This window comes from Georgfuchsia toluolica, from assembly GCF_907163265.1.
Lineage (GTDB): Bacteria > Pseudomonadota > Gammaproteobacteria > Burkholderiales > Rhodocyclaceae > Georgfuchsia > Georgfuchsia toluolica.
In genome coordinates, this window is sequence record NZ_CAJQUM010000001.1 from 547,369 (window position 1) to 562,450 (window position 15,082).

Sequence of the window (15,082 nt, forward strand, 5' to 3'; positions counted from 1 at the left end):
TGCGCGCATCCCGTTTCATGCCAATCGCGAAAAGGAGTTTTCGGAGATATACGCATGACCATTCGAGTTCTTATTATCGATGATTCCCCCCTCGTCCGGGGTGTGCTTCAGACTATTATCAACGAGCAATCGGACATGCAGGTGGTGGGAGCGGCGCCCGACGCCATCGTCGCGCGCGACATGGTTCGCCTGCTCAACCCGGACGTGATCACGTTGGACATCGAAATGCCCAAGGTGGATGGGCTCAGCTTTCTCCGGCAATTGATGGAGGAGGCGCCAAGACCCGTCCTCATGGTTTCATCGCACACGGAAATCGGATCGGACATCACCTTTCGCGCGCTCGAGATCGGCGCGGTCGATTTTGTTACAAAGCCCAAGATGAATTCGCAAGACGGGCAGAACTACGGTGAAATGATTGCCCAGAAGATACGTGCCGCGGCATGCGCGCGCGTAAATGTTCGCGCGCCAAACCGGGTGCCCGATGCCGTGGCGAAGCCTCCTGAGTCCAGTGAGTCGAGAAAGGAATTGGCGGTGGATACTCCACACGTCGTCGTAATGGGGGCATCCACCGGGGGTACCGAGGCAATTCGCGTGATTCTTGAAATGATGCCGACATCATGCCCACCGATTCTGATTGTGCAGCATATCCCGGAGAATTTTACGCAGCCATTTGCTGAACGGCTCGACCGGTTTTGTGAAATCGTGGTGAAGCAAGCCGAGAATGGCGAGCCTCTCCTGCCTGGGCATGCCTACATTGCGCCCGGCGATATCCACTTGATGATGCGCAGCACCGGTCCGCATCGTTACTGTGCCGCACTGGTACAGGCTCGACCCGTAAATCTACATCGACCATCCATTGACGCGCTTTTCAGTTCCGCTGCAAAAAGCATCGGCAGCGGTTCGATCGGTGTGATCCTTTCCGGCATGGGCAAGGATGGCCCGGCGGGGTTGCTCAAAATGAAGAACAGCGGCGCACGCACCATAGTCCAGGACGAACAAACGTCGGTGGTGTTCGGCATGGCACAGGATGCGATCGCGCTGGATGCCGTGGATGAAATTCTTCCGCTCGAGAAAATCGGGAAGCGGCTGCTGGACATAGCGGAGGCGCCTGTCGACAAGGCAGTGTAGGAGCCAGGATGCGGGTGTTGGTGATCGATGACGATGTCGCTTTTCGGCACCTGCTGACGGGGATGCTTGCGTTCGTCGGTGCCGATATCAAAGTCGAGCACTACGATCCGGTGGAAAAGGGCTGTCCGACCGCAGAGTTCGGCCTGGTCGCCTTCGACCTGATATTTCTGGACTACCACCTTGGTCAGGAAGACGGCTTGAAATGGCTTCGTGAATTTAAATCCAGGCCAGGCTGCCCGCCAATCGTCCTCATGACCGGGCAGGGAGACGAGGCGTTAGCGGTGCAGGCGATAAAGCTTGGCGCCGCCGACTATCTCGTAAAACAGCGTATCTCAGGGGAAACGCTGGCGCGAATCGTGCAAGAGGCAAAAGATGCCCGCAAGGAGCAGGCCGCAAGCACCCTGCAGTTTATCCACGAGAATCCCGGCGGCGCCGAATTGAAAATTGAGGGATATCGGGTGATCCGAGAAATCGGACAGGGCGCAACATCGCGCGTTTATTTGATCGAACCGGAAGCGGGCGGTGAACCGATCATTGCAAAAGTATTGCTGGAAGAGTTCATCCAGAATCAGGACTACCTCGCGCGGTTTCTCAAGGAATACCAGATTGCAGGCAGGATCAAGAGCCCGTACGTTGCAAAAATTTTCAATTACGGCTTCAGCGACAGCAGCGTATATATTCTTATGGAATATCTGCCGGGCGGCGATGTGCGCGATTTGTTTACTTCACGGCAGGTCGACCAGGGACGCATCATGGCGATCTTTCGCCAGGTGCTCCTGGCGCTGCGTGACATCCATGCGGCTGGCGTCGTGCACCGTGACTTGAAGCCGCACAACATCATGTTTCGCAAGGACGGCAGTGTCGCGCTGGTCGACTTCGGGATTGCCAGAATCCTTGACGAACCCGGGGTGACCCAGCAAGGTACGTTGCTCGGTACCCCTACTTACGTGAGTCCGGAAACCATTCTGGGAGGCGTCGCGGATGCGCGTTCCGACTTGTACAGCGCCGGGATCATGCTTTATCAGATGCTGGCGAAAAAGGCGCCTTTTCAGGGAAATTCGGCCGAGGAAATATTGCAACAGCACGTTAGCGCCCCAGTTTCGCCGCTGCCGCGTTCACAGGATGACTTCCAGGCGCTCATTGACGCCCTGCTGGCGAAGGATCCCGATGCGCGCCCACCTTCCGCCGAGGCGACCCTGAAACTCATAGACCGGCTTTATTATGAGTGAGCCACCCGCAGCCAAACGCCCCCTGGTGCTGGTTGCCGACGACGCGGAGGATTCGCGGACGCTGTTTGCCGTAATGCTCAAGCCGCGCTATGACACACGGCTCGTAAACAGCGGGACGGAGGCACTGAGCGCCGCCAACGTGGAACCCCGGCCGGACCTCATTCTTCTCGACGTGATGATGCCCGACCTAAACGGTTATGAAGTATTCAAGCGGCTGAAGGCGAACGCATTTACGGCCGATATTCCCGTGATTTTCATTACAGCACGGACCGACGACAAGGACGAGACGTGGGCGCTGAGGCTCGGCGCGGCGGACTTTGTGACCAAACCCATCAATGTATCGAGTACGCTGCTGCGCATCGCCGCGCAACTGGCGCTCCGCGACCACGGACGCAACCTCGAGCATGCCTTGGCCGAAACGAAGAGTGAACTGCATCGAACGCGGCGGATGGTGATTCGGCGCCTGGCGCGTGCCATGGAATACCGGGAAGGCGGCCTGACGCATCGTGTCGCGCGAATAACCCACTACGTCAAGTTGCTCTGCGCGGGGATGGGCGTGCCGGCAGCGCACTGCGAATTGCTGGCGGAGGCCGCGCCACTCTATGACATCGGAAAGCTCGGTGTGCCTGAGGCCATATTGTGTAAAACGGGCCAGCTTTCCGCGAGTGAATGGAAAGAAGTGCGGCGTCACCCCGAGATCGGCGCCAGCATTATCGGCGAGCATCAGGATTCCCTGCTCGAAATCGCGCGGGTGATGGCACTCACGCATCATGAGCGCTGGGACGGGAGCGGGTACCCGGCTGGACTCGATGGCCAGGCGATACCCTGGCCTGGCCGGATCATGGCGGTGGCCGACGCATTCGAAGCCATGACCAGCACCCGGCGGCACCAAGAAGCAATGCCGATCCGGGAAGCCGCATCCCGGATCGTGAAGGAATCCGGCAAACAGTTCGATCCGCAGGTTGTGGATTCATTCAAGAAGCAGTTGCCCATGATGATTGAAGTAAAGAACAAGATCTCCGACGAGCTCGAAGGCATTCACGATCTGAATTTCACGCCTGACTCCGCTGGCGAGGCGAGAGATGATGCTTGAGCCGGACCCGGGATGTCGGGAGAGTCTGACTGGAGCCGTCCGCGTGGATGCGGAAGGTAGGACAATGCAGGCATCGAGAACGAAATTTACACTGGCAGTGGCTCTGTTGGGGGTGCTGGCGGCTTCGCTGGGCGCCCTGCAATTGCTGGATGCCAGCAGACTGCGCGCACCGATTGTCTGGGCCGTTGAAGGCGGAATCGTGATCCTCGCTGCTACGCTCGTGTGGCTGGACATTGAATGGCGAAAACAGGCAGCAAATCTTCGATTGCTCACCGATGCTGTGCCGGCGCTGATTGCTTACGTAAATACGGAGGAACGGCTGGTTTTCCACAACCGCGCGTATTACAAGAGGTTCGGTCCGGCCGGGCCATCGGCGATCGGACGCACGCTGCGGGAGATTCTGGGCGAGCTGCTCTACCGCCGGACGAGGAAGCATGTGCAACTCGCCCTCAATCGCGCCGAATCGTCGTTTCGAAGCTTCTACAGAACGTGGGACGGGGTGCGGTGCACCGACCGGGTCAGGCTGGTGCCGCATGTATCCGAGGACGGAAAGGTGCTCGGATTTTATGCTTTGCTCATCGATGTCACCGAACAATGGCATAACGAGGAAAAACTCAGGGAGGCGCTGGACCAGGCAAGGAGTGCCGCGCGTGCCAGGGATGCTTTCCTCACCACCGTTAGCCATGAGTTGCGTACTCCACTCAATGCGATCATCGGTTTCAATTCCCTAATGCTGGAAAAGGATTGTTCGCAGGAGGAGCGTAGGCGCTACCTGAGTTTTGCGCGCGATGCCGGGCAGGCTTTGCTAACCCAGGTCAACGATTTGCTGGACATGGCGAAAATCGAGGCGGGAAAGATAGAGCTTGAGACAGTCGACTTCGACCTGGCGCAACTGATCGAAACTTCGGTCAACGTGATCCGAAGCGAGGCGCAGTTGCGCGGCATCGATGTCGGCATTGATATCTCCGCAAAATTGGGCCGATGGGTGCGGGGCGACCCGGCACGCCTGCGGCAAATTCTGCTCAATCTGCTCAACAACGCGCTGAAATTCACCGAGCAGGGTTCAATCCACGTATCGGCGCGGACTGCCGGCGAGCGAATGATGGAAATCAGCGTTGCCGATAGCGGGGTGGGAATTCCGGCTGACAGATTGGAAGCGATCTTCGAAAAGTTTAGTCAGGCCGATGTATCGATCACGCGGCGGTTCGGTGGAACCGGACTCGGCCTGGCGATTTGCAAAAGCCTGGCGAAGCTGATGGGGGGTGAAATCGCGGTCGAAAGCGAGCCGGACAGCGGCAGCATCTTCCGTGTTACGGTCCCGCTGCGTGAAGCCCTGGCTCCCGTCGCCGTTGTGGCACCACTGCGCGGAGCCCGCACCGGGCGCATCCTCGTGGTCGAGGATCAGGAAGCGAATTCCGTTTTGGCCAAGGCCTTGCTCGAAGACATGGGGCACCAGGTGGAACTGGCCGCGAATGGAAGCGAAGCACTGGACAGGCTGCTGCAGGAAAGATTCGACATGGTGCTGATGGATATGGAAATGCCGGTAATGGGTGGACTGGAGGCAACGCGGCGTATTCGCGCCATGACCAATCCGGCAAGGAACATACCCATCATTGCCATGAGCGCTTCCGTGTATGCTGACGACATCGCATCATGCCGGGCAGCGGGCATGGTCGACCACATCGCCAAGCCGGTCGGGCGTGAAGTGTTGATTCGAGCGTTGGATCATTGGTTGCCGGAACGCCGCATGAGGCCCAGGAACGCCATTCCCCAGCCCGCCGTTGCACCGTTTGGCAAACTCATTGCCATGGTCGGCAAGGACTCGGCCGTTCAGGTAGCAAAGGCATTTGAAGCAGCTTTGGTCAAGCGTCTGGACCTGTTCCGTGTGGAGCGTCCGGATTTACCGGCGATCAAGATCGAAGCGCACAATCTGGCCGGTATTTCAGCAACGCTCGGTTTTGACGAACTCGCCGAAACTGCGCGTCAGGTCGAGGATCGTATCAAGCGCGGCGAACCGGCCGAAGAACTCATACCCCACCTGATCGCCAGGTGCGAAGCCGCCGGGCATGACCTGCGGTCAGCGCTCGCCAAAACGGTCGCGGGCTAGCCCCGCTGCCGGGCCGCCCCAAGGCGGGGCAGGCGTTGCCCGAAGCGAAGCGAACTCCAGTCACCTCCTTCCTTGGGGCGAAGGCGAGAATTCAACAAGTATCGCTCGGAGTCGCCGTAGCGGGCCAACTGTGCAAAGCGAGCCCTCCGGGGGCAGGGGTAGGCCCAAGTGAGGCCACTTAAGCACACAAGCCGAACCTTGCCTCAAGATAGGCGAGCAGTTCATGCGCATCGCGAAACCGGTCGCTGGCGCGCTTGGCGAGCAAGCGGTCGACAAGCTCCTGGTACTGTGCCAAATCGTCAGGCAGCACGGGTACCGGCAGGCGGCGGTGCTTGTTGATGACATCGAGAAAATTGTCGCCGAGGAACGGTTTGACGCCCGTCAGCATTTCATAAAAGATGACACCGGCACTATACAGGTCGGTTCGCGCATCGACAGCTCTTCCATTGGCCTGTTCCGGGCTCATGTAAAAAGGAGTGCCCAGCAGGCTCTGTCTTTGCGTGATGCCCGCATCATTGAATGCCAGCTTGGCGACGCCGAAATCGAGGATGCCAAGGCTGCCGTCTTCCCGAAACATGATGTTGTCAGGCTTCAAGTCGCGGTGAATGATGCCTGCATCATGTATATCCGCCAGCGCTTCGCCAATCCGGTAAAGCAGTTCGACGGCCCGTGCCTGCCCGATCCCCTGGGCGATTTGCCGCTTCAAGTCGCCGCCTTCGAAATACTCCATCACTATATAGGTTCGGCCCGCGACGATGCCTTGGTCGTGGATCTTGGCGACATGACGGCTGTTCAGGCCGAGGACGATCTTGCGCTCCTGCTCGAACCGCCGCATCATCTCCGGATCGCGGAAAAGGCGCGAACGCATCAGCTTGATCGCAACCCGGGTGCCATCGACAATCTTTTCGGCCAGATAGATCACCGATGAGGTGCCAATGCCGATCTGACGAATCGTGCGGTAATCCTTGATGGCGATCGTAGTGCCGCGTCGCCCAAAATTATGGCTGCGCCAGTGGTCGCCGAAATACGGATCAACGGCGGACAATGTGATAGCTTCCTCGATCGCTTCCGCCAGTCTGTCGACCGACAACGAGGCCTTGGGAATGTAGTCGATCGCGCCCGCGCGCATCGCCGTCAGCACCACTTCTTCGCTTCCCGCTCCGGTGATCATGACGATCGGTGGGCAGCCCGTCCGCGCGCGCAGAATTTTCAGCCACTCCAGTCCGTCTTCTTCCCCCAGGCGAAAATCGAGCAGAATCACGTCGTATTGGGACAGATCCTGGTCTGCGCCCGGCAAGCCCTGCTTGACAGGATCCCACGGCGCCACTGATGCGTCGGGCCAGCGCATCCGCACAAACGCAGTGCACAGGACGCGGTATTCTTCGGCGTCGTCGATGAGCAGTACCGACAGCTTCATCGTGCTAGGGGGACTCCGTAAACAAGACGCGCAGCCGCCCTGCTGGTGGCGTTGTCATCCAGCACTTTACCGGCGGCGCGCGTTTTTCAGTTTCGTCCGGGGTTTGGGGGGTGACGCTCATTGCTGTCGGGCTAAGCGGAAGACATGATGATTCATTTTACCTGCAACCCGCCCAGCATTGTTCCTTGCCGGCTTGAGGCGTTTGACCTGACGCGCTATGTCAGTCGATTCCTGGCTTTGAATAAGCCAAATCCGTTTGCGTTATGATGCCGTAACCGGTCTTGCCTTCAACATCTGAAGACATCCACCTGGCGACAGACGGATAGGAAAAATGAATTCCAGGCTTTGCATTTGTTTCGCTGCATTGCTGACATTCCTGGCGCTGGCAATGGCCGCTTGTCATCGTGCGCCCAGCTACGCTGCGCTGCCACCCGGCAGTGTGGTGCTTGCCTTTGGTGACAGTGTCACGTTCGGCATCGGTGCGGCCGGCGAAGAAAATTACCCGAGCCAGCTGGTGTCGATCAGCGGCTGGCAAGTGGCCAATCGTGGCGTGCCCGGCGATACCGCGGAAGAGGCGACGGCGCGGATTGCGGAAGCGCTCGATGTCACGCAGCCAAAGCTGGTGATTGTCGAGATCGGCGGCAATGATTTCCTGAGGCGGCATCCCGAAGCGCAAATCAAGGAAGACATCCGCAGCATTCTGAAGACGGTCAAGCAGGCTGGAGTACCGGTGGCATTGGTGGCGACACCACGATTTTCGTTGCTGGGCGCTACGCTAGGGGCGCTGCCGGACGCTGCACTGTATGCCGAGTTGGCGAAAGAAGAAGGCGTCCTGCTGGTGCCGGATGTGTTTGCTGAGGTGCTGTCCGATCCATCACTCAAGTCGGATCAGATACATCCCAACGCCGCGGGCTATCGCAAGCTGGCGGAAGGCATTGCCGCCAGTCTGGTGAAGTCGGGTCTGCTGGCAAAGCGCTGACATGATGGGGCGTAGGTCCACGCCAGGATGCAATTTTCCGGCATATGGATTATCTTGCCAGACCGTTGCAGGGCGATAATCTGTCTGGGCTGCATCGCCAGCCACCATCTTATGTGAATAAAATTGTCGTTTGAACACAGGAGAAACATCATGAACATGAAAAAGCTTGCCACTGTAGTCGTAATTGGACTTTTCGCCACTACCGCTGCCGCTGCCGATGCGACCAGCAAAGCCAGCTACGGGGCAGCCAAAAAAGAGGCGGCAACTCGCTATGCGGAAGACAAAAACCTATGCGCCGAAGAAACCTCGTCCAGCGCACGCATGCAGTGTTTGCGCGATGCCAAGGCAGAGTACAAGAAGGCTTTGGCGGCGGCCAAGCAGGCTACGTCCGCTCAACCAGTCGCCAAGCAACCGGTCACCAGGACTTCAGGGGTCTGTGCCGAGTGCGGCAAGGTGACGTCGGTCAAGGTTGTCGAGAAGGAAGGGGAGGGTTCTCCTCTGGGCGTGATAGCGGGCGGAGTGGCGGGGGCAGTACTTGGTCATCAGGTGGGTGGCGGCAGCGGCAAGGATCTGGCCACCATTGCCGGTGCGGCGGGTGGCGCCTACGCGGGCCACAAGATAGAACAGAAAGTGCGCTCCAAGAAGCTATGGGTCGTGAATGTGCAGTTTGAAAATGGCGATGAGCGCAGCTTCAATTTCGAGAACGATCCCGGCTATGCGGCGGGCGATGCGGTGAAACAGACCGGCAACAATATCGTTAGGCATTAAGCAAGGGTAGCAGCCATTCCCGCGCTGGCGGGAATGGCATGATTGATCTTAATCGATCAGTTCAATCTCGCCGTTCACTGAAACGGTGACAACGCCGTCACCGCCTTCGATCGGCATCGGGGCGGCTTCCATTTTGAGCATGGCGCCTCGTGCCATCGGGTAGGCCGGCCCATGGCTGCCGCCGCTGACGTTCATGTTGATGATGCGATAGAGCTTCTTGAAGTTTGAAGCAATCAACTGTGCCTTGGCCTGAAATGCGTTCAACGCGTCCAGAGTGGCCATGTCTTCTGCGTTGCGCCGGGTCTCCGTAGCTGGCTGCAAGGTGATCTGGCTCACGGCCAGGTCCTCCTGCAATTTGCCCACCAATTCTGCTAACGCAGCAAGCTTCTGACTCTCCAGATGAATTTCGGAACGCATGTGCCAAGATTCAATGTTGCGTCCGTTTTTGCCATAGACGGGCGCGGTCCAGGTTGCCCCGGTTTTGGTCTTGATGTCCGGGTAAGTTTTTGCCACGGCGATAGCCCTTGCCATGGCCGCGTTGACCTTGCGCGCGACTTCAGCCGATTGCGTATCGGTGGCCTCGGCGAACACAATGGCATGTGCCAGATCGTTGGCAACCATCTGGCTGGCCTCGACGGAGAAGCTAAGCAAGGTGCCCACTGGTTTCTTTTCATCGGCGGCAAGGGTCGTCGAGCAAAAGACGCATAACGATAGCATCGAAACTGCCAGCGATTTCGGGAGCGAGTGCATTCCGATTTTCCTCATATAGGACTCAAGTGTTTTTCATAGCGTTGCCAGTTCAGAACGTAATTGCCGGCACTGACTTTGAGTCTCTCGATTTCAGCGGGTTCCAGCTGGCGGATCACTTTCGCCGGAGAGCCAAGGATCAATACGCCGTCAGGAAATATCTTGCCTTCGGGAACCAGCGAACTGGAACCGACAATGCAGTTTTTGCCAATCTCGGCATGGTTCATTATTACGCTGCCGATGCCGATCAAGGAGTTCTCGCCAATCGTGCAGCCATGCAGCATCACCATATGGCCGATGGTGCAGTTGGCGCCGATTTGCAGCGGTATGCCAGCATCGGTATGCAGCACGGAGCCATCCTGCACATTGGTGTTTTCGCCAATGGTGATGAGGTCGTTGTCGCCACGGGCGACGACGTTCCACCACAGGCTGGCGTTTTTGCACACATTGACGGTACCAATCACGATCGCATTGGGCGCAATCCATGATTCAGGATGGATACTTGGAGTGCGATCCGGCAGTTGGTACAAATTCATGATGAATAATCCTGGCCGAGGAAAACGGAAAGCATGCCGATCGAACCGAGATCGATGCCTTCAACGGGGAAATATATCCGGTCATCCGGCCGCCGCGCTCCCAGCACATAGAGCAGCGGCAGATAATGCTCCGGCGTGGGAATCGCGAGCGGCGCTTCCTGATCGAGCGCGGCGTAGTCGATCAGCGCTTGCGGATCTCCATTGGCAAGGCAATCCTTCAGGCGTTGTTCTATGCGGCTGGCCCAGGGGTAGGGCGGGGCATCGTCACCCCAGCGAATGGTACGCAAATTGTGCACGAGGTTGCCGCTGCCGAGAATCAGCACGCCCTCGTCCCGCAGCGCCGCCAGCTTCTGGCCCAACTGGTGATGGAAAGCGGCGGGTTGTCTAGCGTCAATGGCGAGCTGCACGACCGGAATATCCGCTTGCGGAAACATATGGGCCAGGATCGACCAGGTGCCATGATCCAGCCCCCAGTCGTGGTCGGCAACCACCGTCAGCGGTGCCAGCAGCGCCTGAATCCGTGCCGCGAGCGCCGGATCGCCGGGGGCTGAGTACTGAAAGTCGAACAGTGCCTGGGGGAAGCCGCCGAAATCGTGGATGGTTTTCGGTCGTGCCATTGCCGTGACCGCGGTGGTGCCGATGTACCAGTGCGCGGAGATGGCGAGGATTGCGCGCGGGCGCGGCAGGGATCGCCCGAGGGCATGCCAGACCCGCGTGTAGCGGTTGTCTTCAAGGGTATTCATCGGGCTGCCGTGGCCGATGAACAGGGCCGGCAAGGTGTTGGCTGTTTTTTCCATAAAGCCATGATAGCAGCGCCGAATTGGACGAAGAGAAACGTTACCCGGGAAAAACCCGGCATCACACCTGCGATAATCCACGTTTTCGCACTTCACCTACATTCAATGGCGATCCAGTGGTTTCCCGGGCATATGGCCTCGGCGCGCAAGAAGGCGGCCGAGACGATGGAGCGCGTCGATGTCGTCATTGAAGTGCTCGATGCGCGCCTGCCCGAAGCCAGCAGCAATCCGATGATCCGCGAACTTCGCCTGCAGCGGCAGCGACCCTGCCTCAAGGTGCTGAACAAGGCCGACCTGGCCGATCCGCTTGCCACAAAAGCCTGGCTCGACTACTTCAATGCGCAGAAAGGCGTCAAGGCGGTTGCGATCAGCACCAAAAAGGCCGGCGATGTGGCCAAACTGCCGGGCCTGTGCCAGAAACTGGCACCGCATCGCAATGACAATATCAAGACGCTGCGCATGATGATCATGGGCATTCCCAATGTCGGCAAGTCGACCCTGATGAATGCGCTGCTGAAGCGCCGCATTGCCGCCGTCGGCGACGAGCCGGCGGTGACCAAGGCGCAGCAGAGCTTCGATCTGAATCCGCGCATGACCCTCATCGACACGCCGGGCCTGCTGTGGCCGAAGATCGAGCACGATTCGGATGGCTACATGCTCGCCGCCAGCCATGCGGTGGGCACCAATGCGGTGGTCGAAGACGAGGTGGCCTACTTTCTCGCCGGTATCCTGCTCGCGCGCTATCCCGACAGCATCAAGCAACGCTACGGTTTCGAAACCGAGGGACTCGATGCGGTGGGCGTCGTCGAAGCTGTTGCGAAAAAACGCAATTGCCTGAAGCCGCGCAGCAAGGAACTGGATATCGGCAAGGCCGCGCTGATCCTGCTCACCGATTATCGCGATGGCGTGCTTGGCCGCATCAGCCTGGAGACGCCGCAAACGCGGGCGGCGATGCTGGCGTCAGGCGCGGATGAATCATGAGCGGTCCGGTTGAGATTCGCCCCGGGCAGTCGCTCGAACTGCTCAAGGAATTGCATATCCTCACCCGCGACGGCAAGCTCAACCAGGACAGCCGGCGCAAGTTAAAGCAGGTCTATCACCTCTACCAGTTTATCGAACCCCTGCTGGCCGAGGTGATGAAAGAGCGCGGTACAGTGCGGCTCGTCGATCACGGCGCCGGCAAGTCCTATCTCGGCTTCATCCTCTACGACCTGTTTTTCAAGTCCCTGCCGGGCGACTCGCATATCTACGGCGTCGAAGCGCGCGACGAACTGGTCGAAAAGTCGCGCGAGCTGGCCATTCGTCTCGGTTTTCCCGGCATGTCCTTCATCAACCGCACGGTCGCCGAAGCAGCAACGGCGGACGAGATTCCCGCTGCGGTCGATGTCGTCACCGCACTGCATGCCTGCGATACGGCGACCGACGATGCGATCCGGTTTGCCCTTCAGAAAAAAGCCCAGTTTATCGTGCTGGTGCCCTGCTGCCAGGCCGAAGTGGCTGCCGCATTGCGCCGTCACAAGGCCGGCGCATTGGCGAAAGGCGCCTTGGGCGAGTTGTGGCGGCACCCGATCCATACCCGCGAGTTCGGCAGCCATGTCACCAATGTGCTGCGCTGCCTGCAACTCGAAGCGCATGGCTACAGGCTGAACGTCACCGAACTGGTGGGCTGGGAGCACTCGCTGAAAAATGAACTCATCATCGCCCGGCGCGGCGCGCAGGGCAACCGCCAGGCCGCGGCCAGGCTGGCGGAAATTCTCGACCTGCTTGGTTTGACCGAGCTGCAGCAACGATTCTTCATTCCCGATCGACTCTAGCAAACATCATGGCGCGCATTTTCATCGAACTCCCGCAAAGCTTTTCCTTTTCCACCGATATTCCATTGTATTACCAGCACATCAACCTGGCCGGACATCTCGACAATGCGATGCTGCTCGGCATCGTCGGCGAGGCGAGGATGCGTTTTTTTGCGTCCATCGGCTATCAGTCCGGAAACATAGAAGGTCTCCGCGCTTTCGTCGGCGACATCGCCGTGCAATATCTTTCCGAGGCTTTCCATGGCGAAGTCATGGTGGTCGAGGTGGCGGCGCGCGAGTTCAACAAATACGGCTTCGATATGGTGTTTCGCGTCAGCGACAAGGCCAGCGGGCGCGAAGTGGCGCGCGGCAAGACAGGGATGGTGTTTTATGACGTTCAGGCAAAAAAAGCGGCTCTGGTTCCCGAGTCTTTCAGAAGCAAGTTTTCCGGTTAAGGTAGTGCTGTATTCTTGATGAACCGTATAGAAAAAATATTTGTCATTCCCAAGAAAGCGGGAATCCAGTGGCTTTCCCGGCCAAGACACTGGATTCCGGCTCACGCTTCGCGCGTCCGGAATGACGGAGGGTTTGTCGTTAAATTACGTAACACCCAATAGTTTTGCCGGCTTCTCGATACGCATTTATTGTCTATGGCACTCAAATCCACCGTCTATAAAGCCACGCTTGGCATCGCCGACATGGATCGCCCCTACTACGGCGAGCACAACCTCACGCTTGCGCGCCATCCCTCCGAGACCGAGCAGCGCTTGATGGTGCGTCTGCTGGCCTTTGCGCTGTACGCCGACGAGCGTCTCGAATTCGGTCGCGGCATTTCCAGCGACGACGAGCCTGCTTTGTGGTTGAAGGAATACAGCGGCGAAATCCGGCTCTGGATCGAAGTGGGCCTGCCCGACGAGCGCCTGCTGCGCCGTGCCGCTGGCCGTGCCGAGAATGTGGTGGTGTTCGCCTATGGCGGCAAGGCCATGGAAATGTGGTGGCAGAAGGAAGGCACAGCACTTGCGCGGTTGCGCAACCTGCATGTGTTTGCCTTGTCCGATGAGCAGTCCACCGCATTGACTGCGCTCGCGGATCGCAACATGAGTCTGCAATGCACCGTGCAGGACAGCCAGGTATGGATCACCAATGGCCCGGCGACGGTGCTGATCGAATTGCGCGAACTGACGCATGCCGCCGGCTGAAGCACGAAAATTCAAGGTCGCCGTCATCGGCGGCGGCCCGGCCGGACTGATGGCGACCGAAGTGCTGGTCAATGGCGGGGCGCAGGTCGACGTCTATGACGCCATGCCCTCGCTGGGGCGCAAGTTTCTGATGGCGGGCAAGGGTGGTCTTAACCTGACCCATGCCGAAGCCATGCCCGAGTTCATCGCGCGCTATGGCGCGCGCAGCGAGCAGGTGGCGTCGTGGCTGGCCGATTTCGATGCGACGGCGCTGCGCACCTGGGTGCATGATCTTGGCATTGAGACTTTCGTCGGCAGTAGCGGCCGCGTTTTCCCCGCGGAGATGAAAGCCGCACCATTGCTGCGCGCCTGGCTGCATCGCCTGCGCGCGGGTGGCGCAAAATTTCATGTGCGTCAGCGCTGGACCGGATGGAACGCCCAGGGCGCGCTGCGTTTCGCCACACCCGGCGGCGAGAAGTCAGTCGCCGCCGCTGCGGTAGTGATCGCGCTGGGTGGCGGCAGTTGGGCCAGGCTTGGCTCTGACGGCGCATGGGTACCCTTGCTTGCGGCGCGCGGCGTCGACATTGCCCCGTTGCGGCCGAGCAATTGCGGCTTCGACGTGAACTGGAGCGAACATTTCCGCAGCCGCTTCACCGGCCATCCGCTCAAGAACATAGCGCTTTCGCATACGGATGCGCAGGGGAATGTGCTGCACAGGCAAGGCGAATTCGTCATCAGCGCGCACGGCGTCGAAGGCAGCCTGATCTATGCTTTTTCGGCACGCCTGCGCGATGCCATCGAGGCGCAGGGCAGCACCATCGTGCATGTCGATCTTGTTCCGGCCAAGTCCTTGCAGCGCCTCAGCGAAGAGATCGCCCATCCGCGCGGCGCGCGCTCCATGGCCAGCCACCTGCAAAGCCGCGCCGGCATCCGCGGCGTCAAGGCCGGCCTGCTGCGCGAATGCGCGAGCAGGGACGACTATGCCAATCCCGCGCGTCTTGCCGCGGCAATCAAGTCACTGCCCATGACACTGGTTTCGCCCCGCCCGCTCGACGAAGCGATCAGCAGCGCGGGCGGCATCTGCGTCGATGCACTCGATGCGCAATTAATGCTGCGACAACTGCCCGGCGTTTTCTGCGCCGGCGAGATGCTGGATTGGGAGGCGCCGACCGGCGGCTACCTTCTCACCGCCTGTTTCGCCAGCGGACGCAAGGCGGGGCAGGGCGTTCTCAATTGGCTGTTGAGCCGACACTAAGCGATACGATCCGATATCCGGGGTAAAGTTCACCTTTCGCCAAGGGGGCCTGAAA

General features: G+C 59.2%; 15 protein-coding genes. 11 read left to right on the plus strand and 4 right to left on the minus strand.

Translation table 11 applies throughout. From position 1 onward, the window contains the following. The first annotated feature begins 54 nt into the window (after nucleotides 1-54). From K5E80_RS02625 to K5E80_RS02640, 4 genes are all read left to right on the plus strand, one after another. Nucleotides 55-1,128: a protein-glutamate methylesterase/protein-glutamine glutaminase gene (locus tag K5E80_RS02625; protein WP_220634693.1), complete on the plus strand. Its 1,074-nt coding sequence runs from the start codon at nucleotides 55-57 to the stop codon at nucleotides 1,126-1,128. 8 nt (nucleotides 1,129-1,136) lie between these two features. After that, complete coding sequence (locus K5E80_RS02630; RefSeq protein ID WP_220634694.1) at nucleotides 1,137-2,357, plus strand: protein kinase domain-containing protein; 1,221 nt, start codon at nucleotides 1,137-1,139, stop codon at nucleotides 2,355-2,357. Next, nucleotides 2,350-3,450, plus strand: a complete 1,101-nt coding sequence (locus K5E80_RS02635) for an HD domain-containing phosphohydrolase (protein ID WP_220634695.1) — start codon at nucleotides 2,350-2,352, stop codon at nucleotides 3,448-3,450. The genes K5E80_RS02630 and K5E80_RS02635 overlap by 8 nt, the downstream gene beginning before the upstream one ends. 64 nt (nucleotides 3,451-3,514) lie before the next feature. Then, nucleotides 3,515-5,557, plus strand: a complete 2,043-nt coding sequence (locus K5E80_RS02640; RefSeq protein WP_220634696.1) for a PAS domain-containing sensor histidine kinase — start codon at nucleotides 3,515-3,517, stop codon at nucleotides 5,555-5,557. A gap of 178 nt (nucleotides 5,558-5,735) precedes the next feature. Here the strand turns inward: K5E80_RS02640 and K5E80_RS02645 are convergent, their stop codons facing one another. After that, nucleotides 5,736-6,974, minus strand: coding sequence for a protein kinase domain-containing protein (locus K5E80_RS02645; protein ID WP_220634697.1), 1,239 nt, complete (start codon nucleotides 6,972-6,974; stop codon nucleotides 5,736-5,738). Between the two features lie 331 nt (nucleotides 6,975-7,305). On the opposite strand from K5E80_RS02645, the gene K5E80_RS02650 reads away from it, so the two are divergent. Together K5E80_RS02650 and K5E80_RS02655 are read left to right on the plus strand one after the other, a co-directional pair. Beyond that, nucleotides 7,306-7,953, plus strand: coding sequence for a GDSL-type esterase/lipase family protein (locus K5E80_RS02650; protein ID WP_220634698.1), 648 nt, complete (start codon nucleotides 7,306-7,308; stop codon nucleotides 7,951-7,953). A 150-nt stretch (nucleotides 7,954-8,103) separates the two neighbouring features. Further along, nucleotides 8,104-8,721, plus strand: a complete 618-nt coding sequence (locus tag K5E80_RS02655) for an outer membrane lipoprotein (RefSeq protein WP_246590839.1) — start codon at nucleotides 8,104-8,106, stop codon at nucleotides 8,719-8,721. A gap of 48 nt (nucleotides 8,722-8,769) precedes the next feature. Here K5E80_RS02655 and K5E80_RS02660 read toward each other — a convergent pair whose 3' ends face one another. Genes K5E80_RS02660 through ygiD form a run of 3 tightly spaced genes read right to left on the minus strand, consistent with a single transcriptional unit; the run spans nucleotide 8,770 to nucleotide 10,801 of the window. Further along, nucleotides 8,770-9,471, minus strand: coding sequence for an SIMPL domain-containing protein (locus K5E80_RS02660; protein ID WP_220634699.1), 702 nt, complete (start codon nucleotides 9,469-9,471; stop codon nucleotides 8,770-8,772). A gap of 11 nt (nucleotides 9,472-9,482) precedes the next feature. Beyond that, entirely contained in the window at nucleotides 9,483-10,004 is a 522-nt protein-coding gene (locus K5E80_RS02665; protein WP_220634700.1) for a gamma carbonic anhydrase family protein, read from the minus strand. Continuing rightward, nucleotides 10,001-10,801: a 4,5-DOPA-extradiol-dioxygenase gene (ygiD, locus tag K5E80_RS02670; RefSeq protein ID WP_220634701.1), complete on the minus strand. Its 801-nt coding sequence runs from the start codon at nucleotides 10,799-10,801 to the stop codon at nucleotides 10,001-10,003. The genes K5E80_RS02665 and ygiD overlap by 4 nt, the downstream gene beginning before the upstream one ends. Before the next feature lie 105 nt (nucleotides 10,802-10,906). Here ygiD and ylqF point away from each other — a divergent pair, with 105 nt between their 5' ends. The 5 genes from ylqF (at nucleotide 10,907) to K5E80_RS02695 (ending at nucleotide 15,027) form a co-directional block, all read left to right on the plus strand. After that, nucleotides 10,907-11,782 carry a ribosome biogenesis GTPase YlqF gene (gene ylqF, locus K5E80_RS02675; protein ID WP_220634702.1) on the plus strand — a complete coding sequence of 292 codons (876 nt, stop codon included), beginning with the start codon at nucleotides 10,907-10,909 and terminating at the stop codon, nucleotides 11,780-11,782. Then, a complete protein-coding gene (locus K5E80_RS02680; RefSeq protein ID WP_220634703.1) occupies nucleotides 11,779-12,615 on the plus strand; it encodes a class I SAM-dependent methyltransferase in 837 nt (278 codons plus the stop codon). Before ylqF ends, K5E80_RS02680 begins: the two co-directional genes overlap by 4 nt. Nucleotides 12,616-12,623: 8 nt before the next feature. Then, the gene (locus K5E80_RS02685) at nucleotides 12,624-13,049 is read left to right on the plus strand and encodes an acyl-CoA thioesterase (protein ID WP_220634704.1); all 426 of its coding nucleotides are present in this window, start codon (nucleotides 12,624-12,626) and stop codon (nucleotides 13,047-13,049) included. Between the two features lie 195 nt (nucleotides 13,050-13,244). Beyond that, nucleotides 13,245-13,793, plus strand: coding sequence for a YaeQ family protein (locus K5E80_RS02690; protein ID WP_220634705.1), 549 nt, complete (start codon nucleotides 13,245-13,247; stop codon nucleotides 13,791-13,793). Beyond that, complete coding sequence (locus K5E80_RS02695; RefSeq protein ID WP_220634706.1) at nucleotides 13,780-15,027, plus strand: TIGR03862 family flavoprotein; 1,248 nt, start codon at nucleotides 13,780-13,782, stop codon at nucleotides 15,025-15,027. Before K5E80_RS02690 ends, K5E80_RS02695 begins: the two co-directional genes overlap by 14 nt. Nucleotides 15,028-15,082 lie beyond the last annotated feature (55 nt).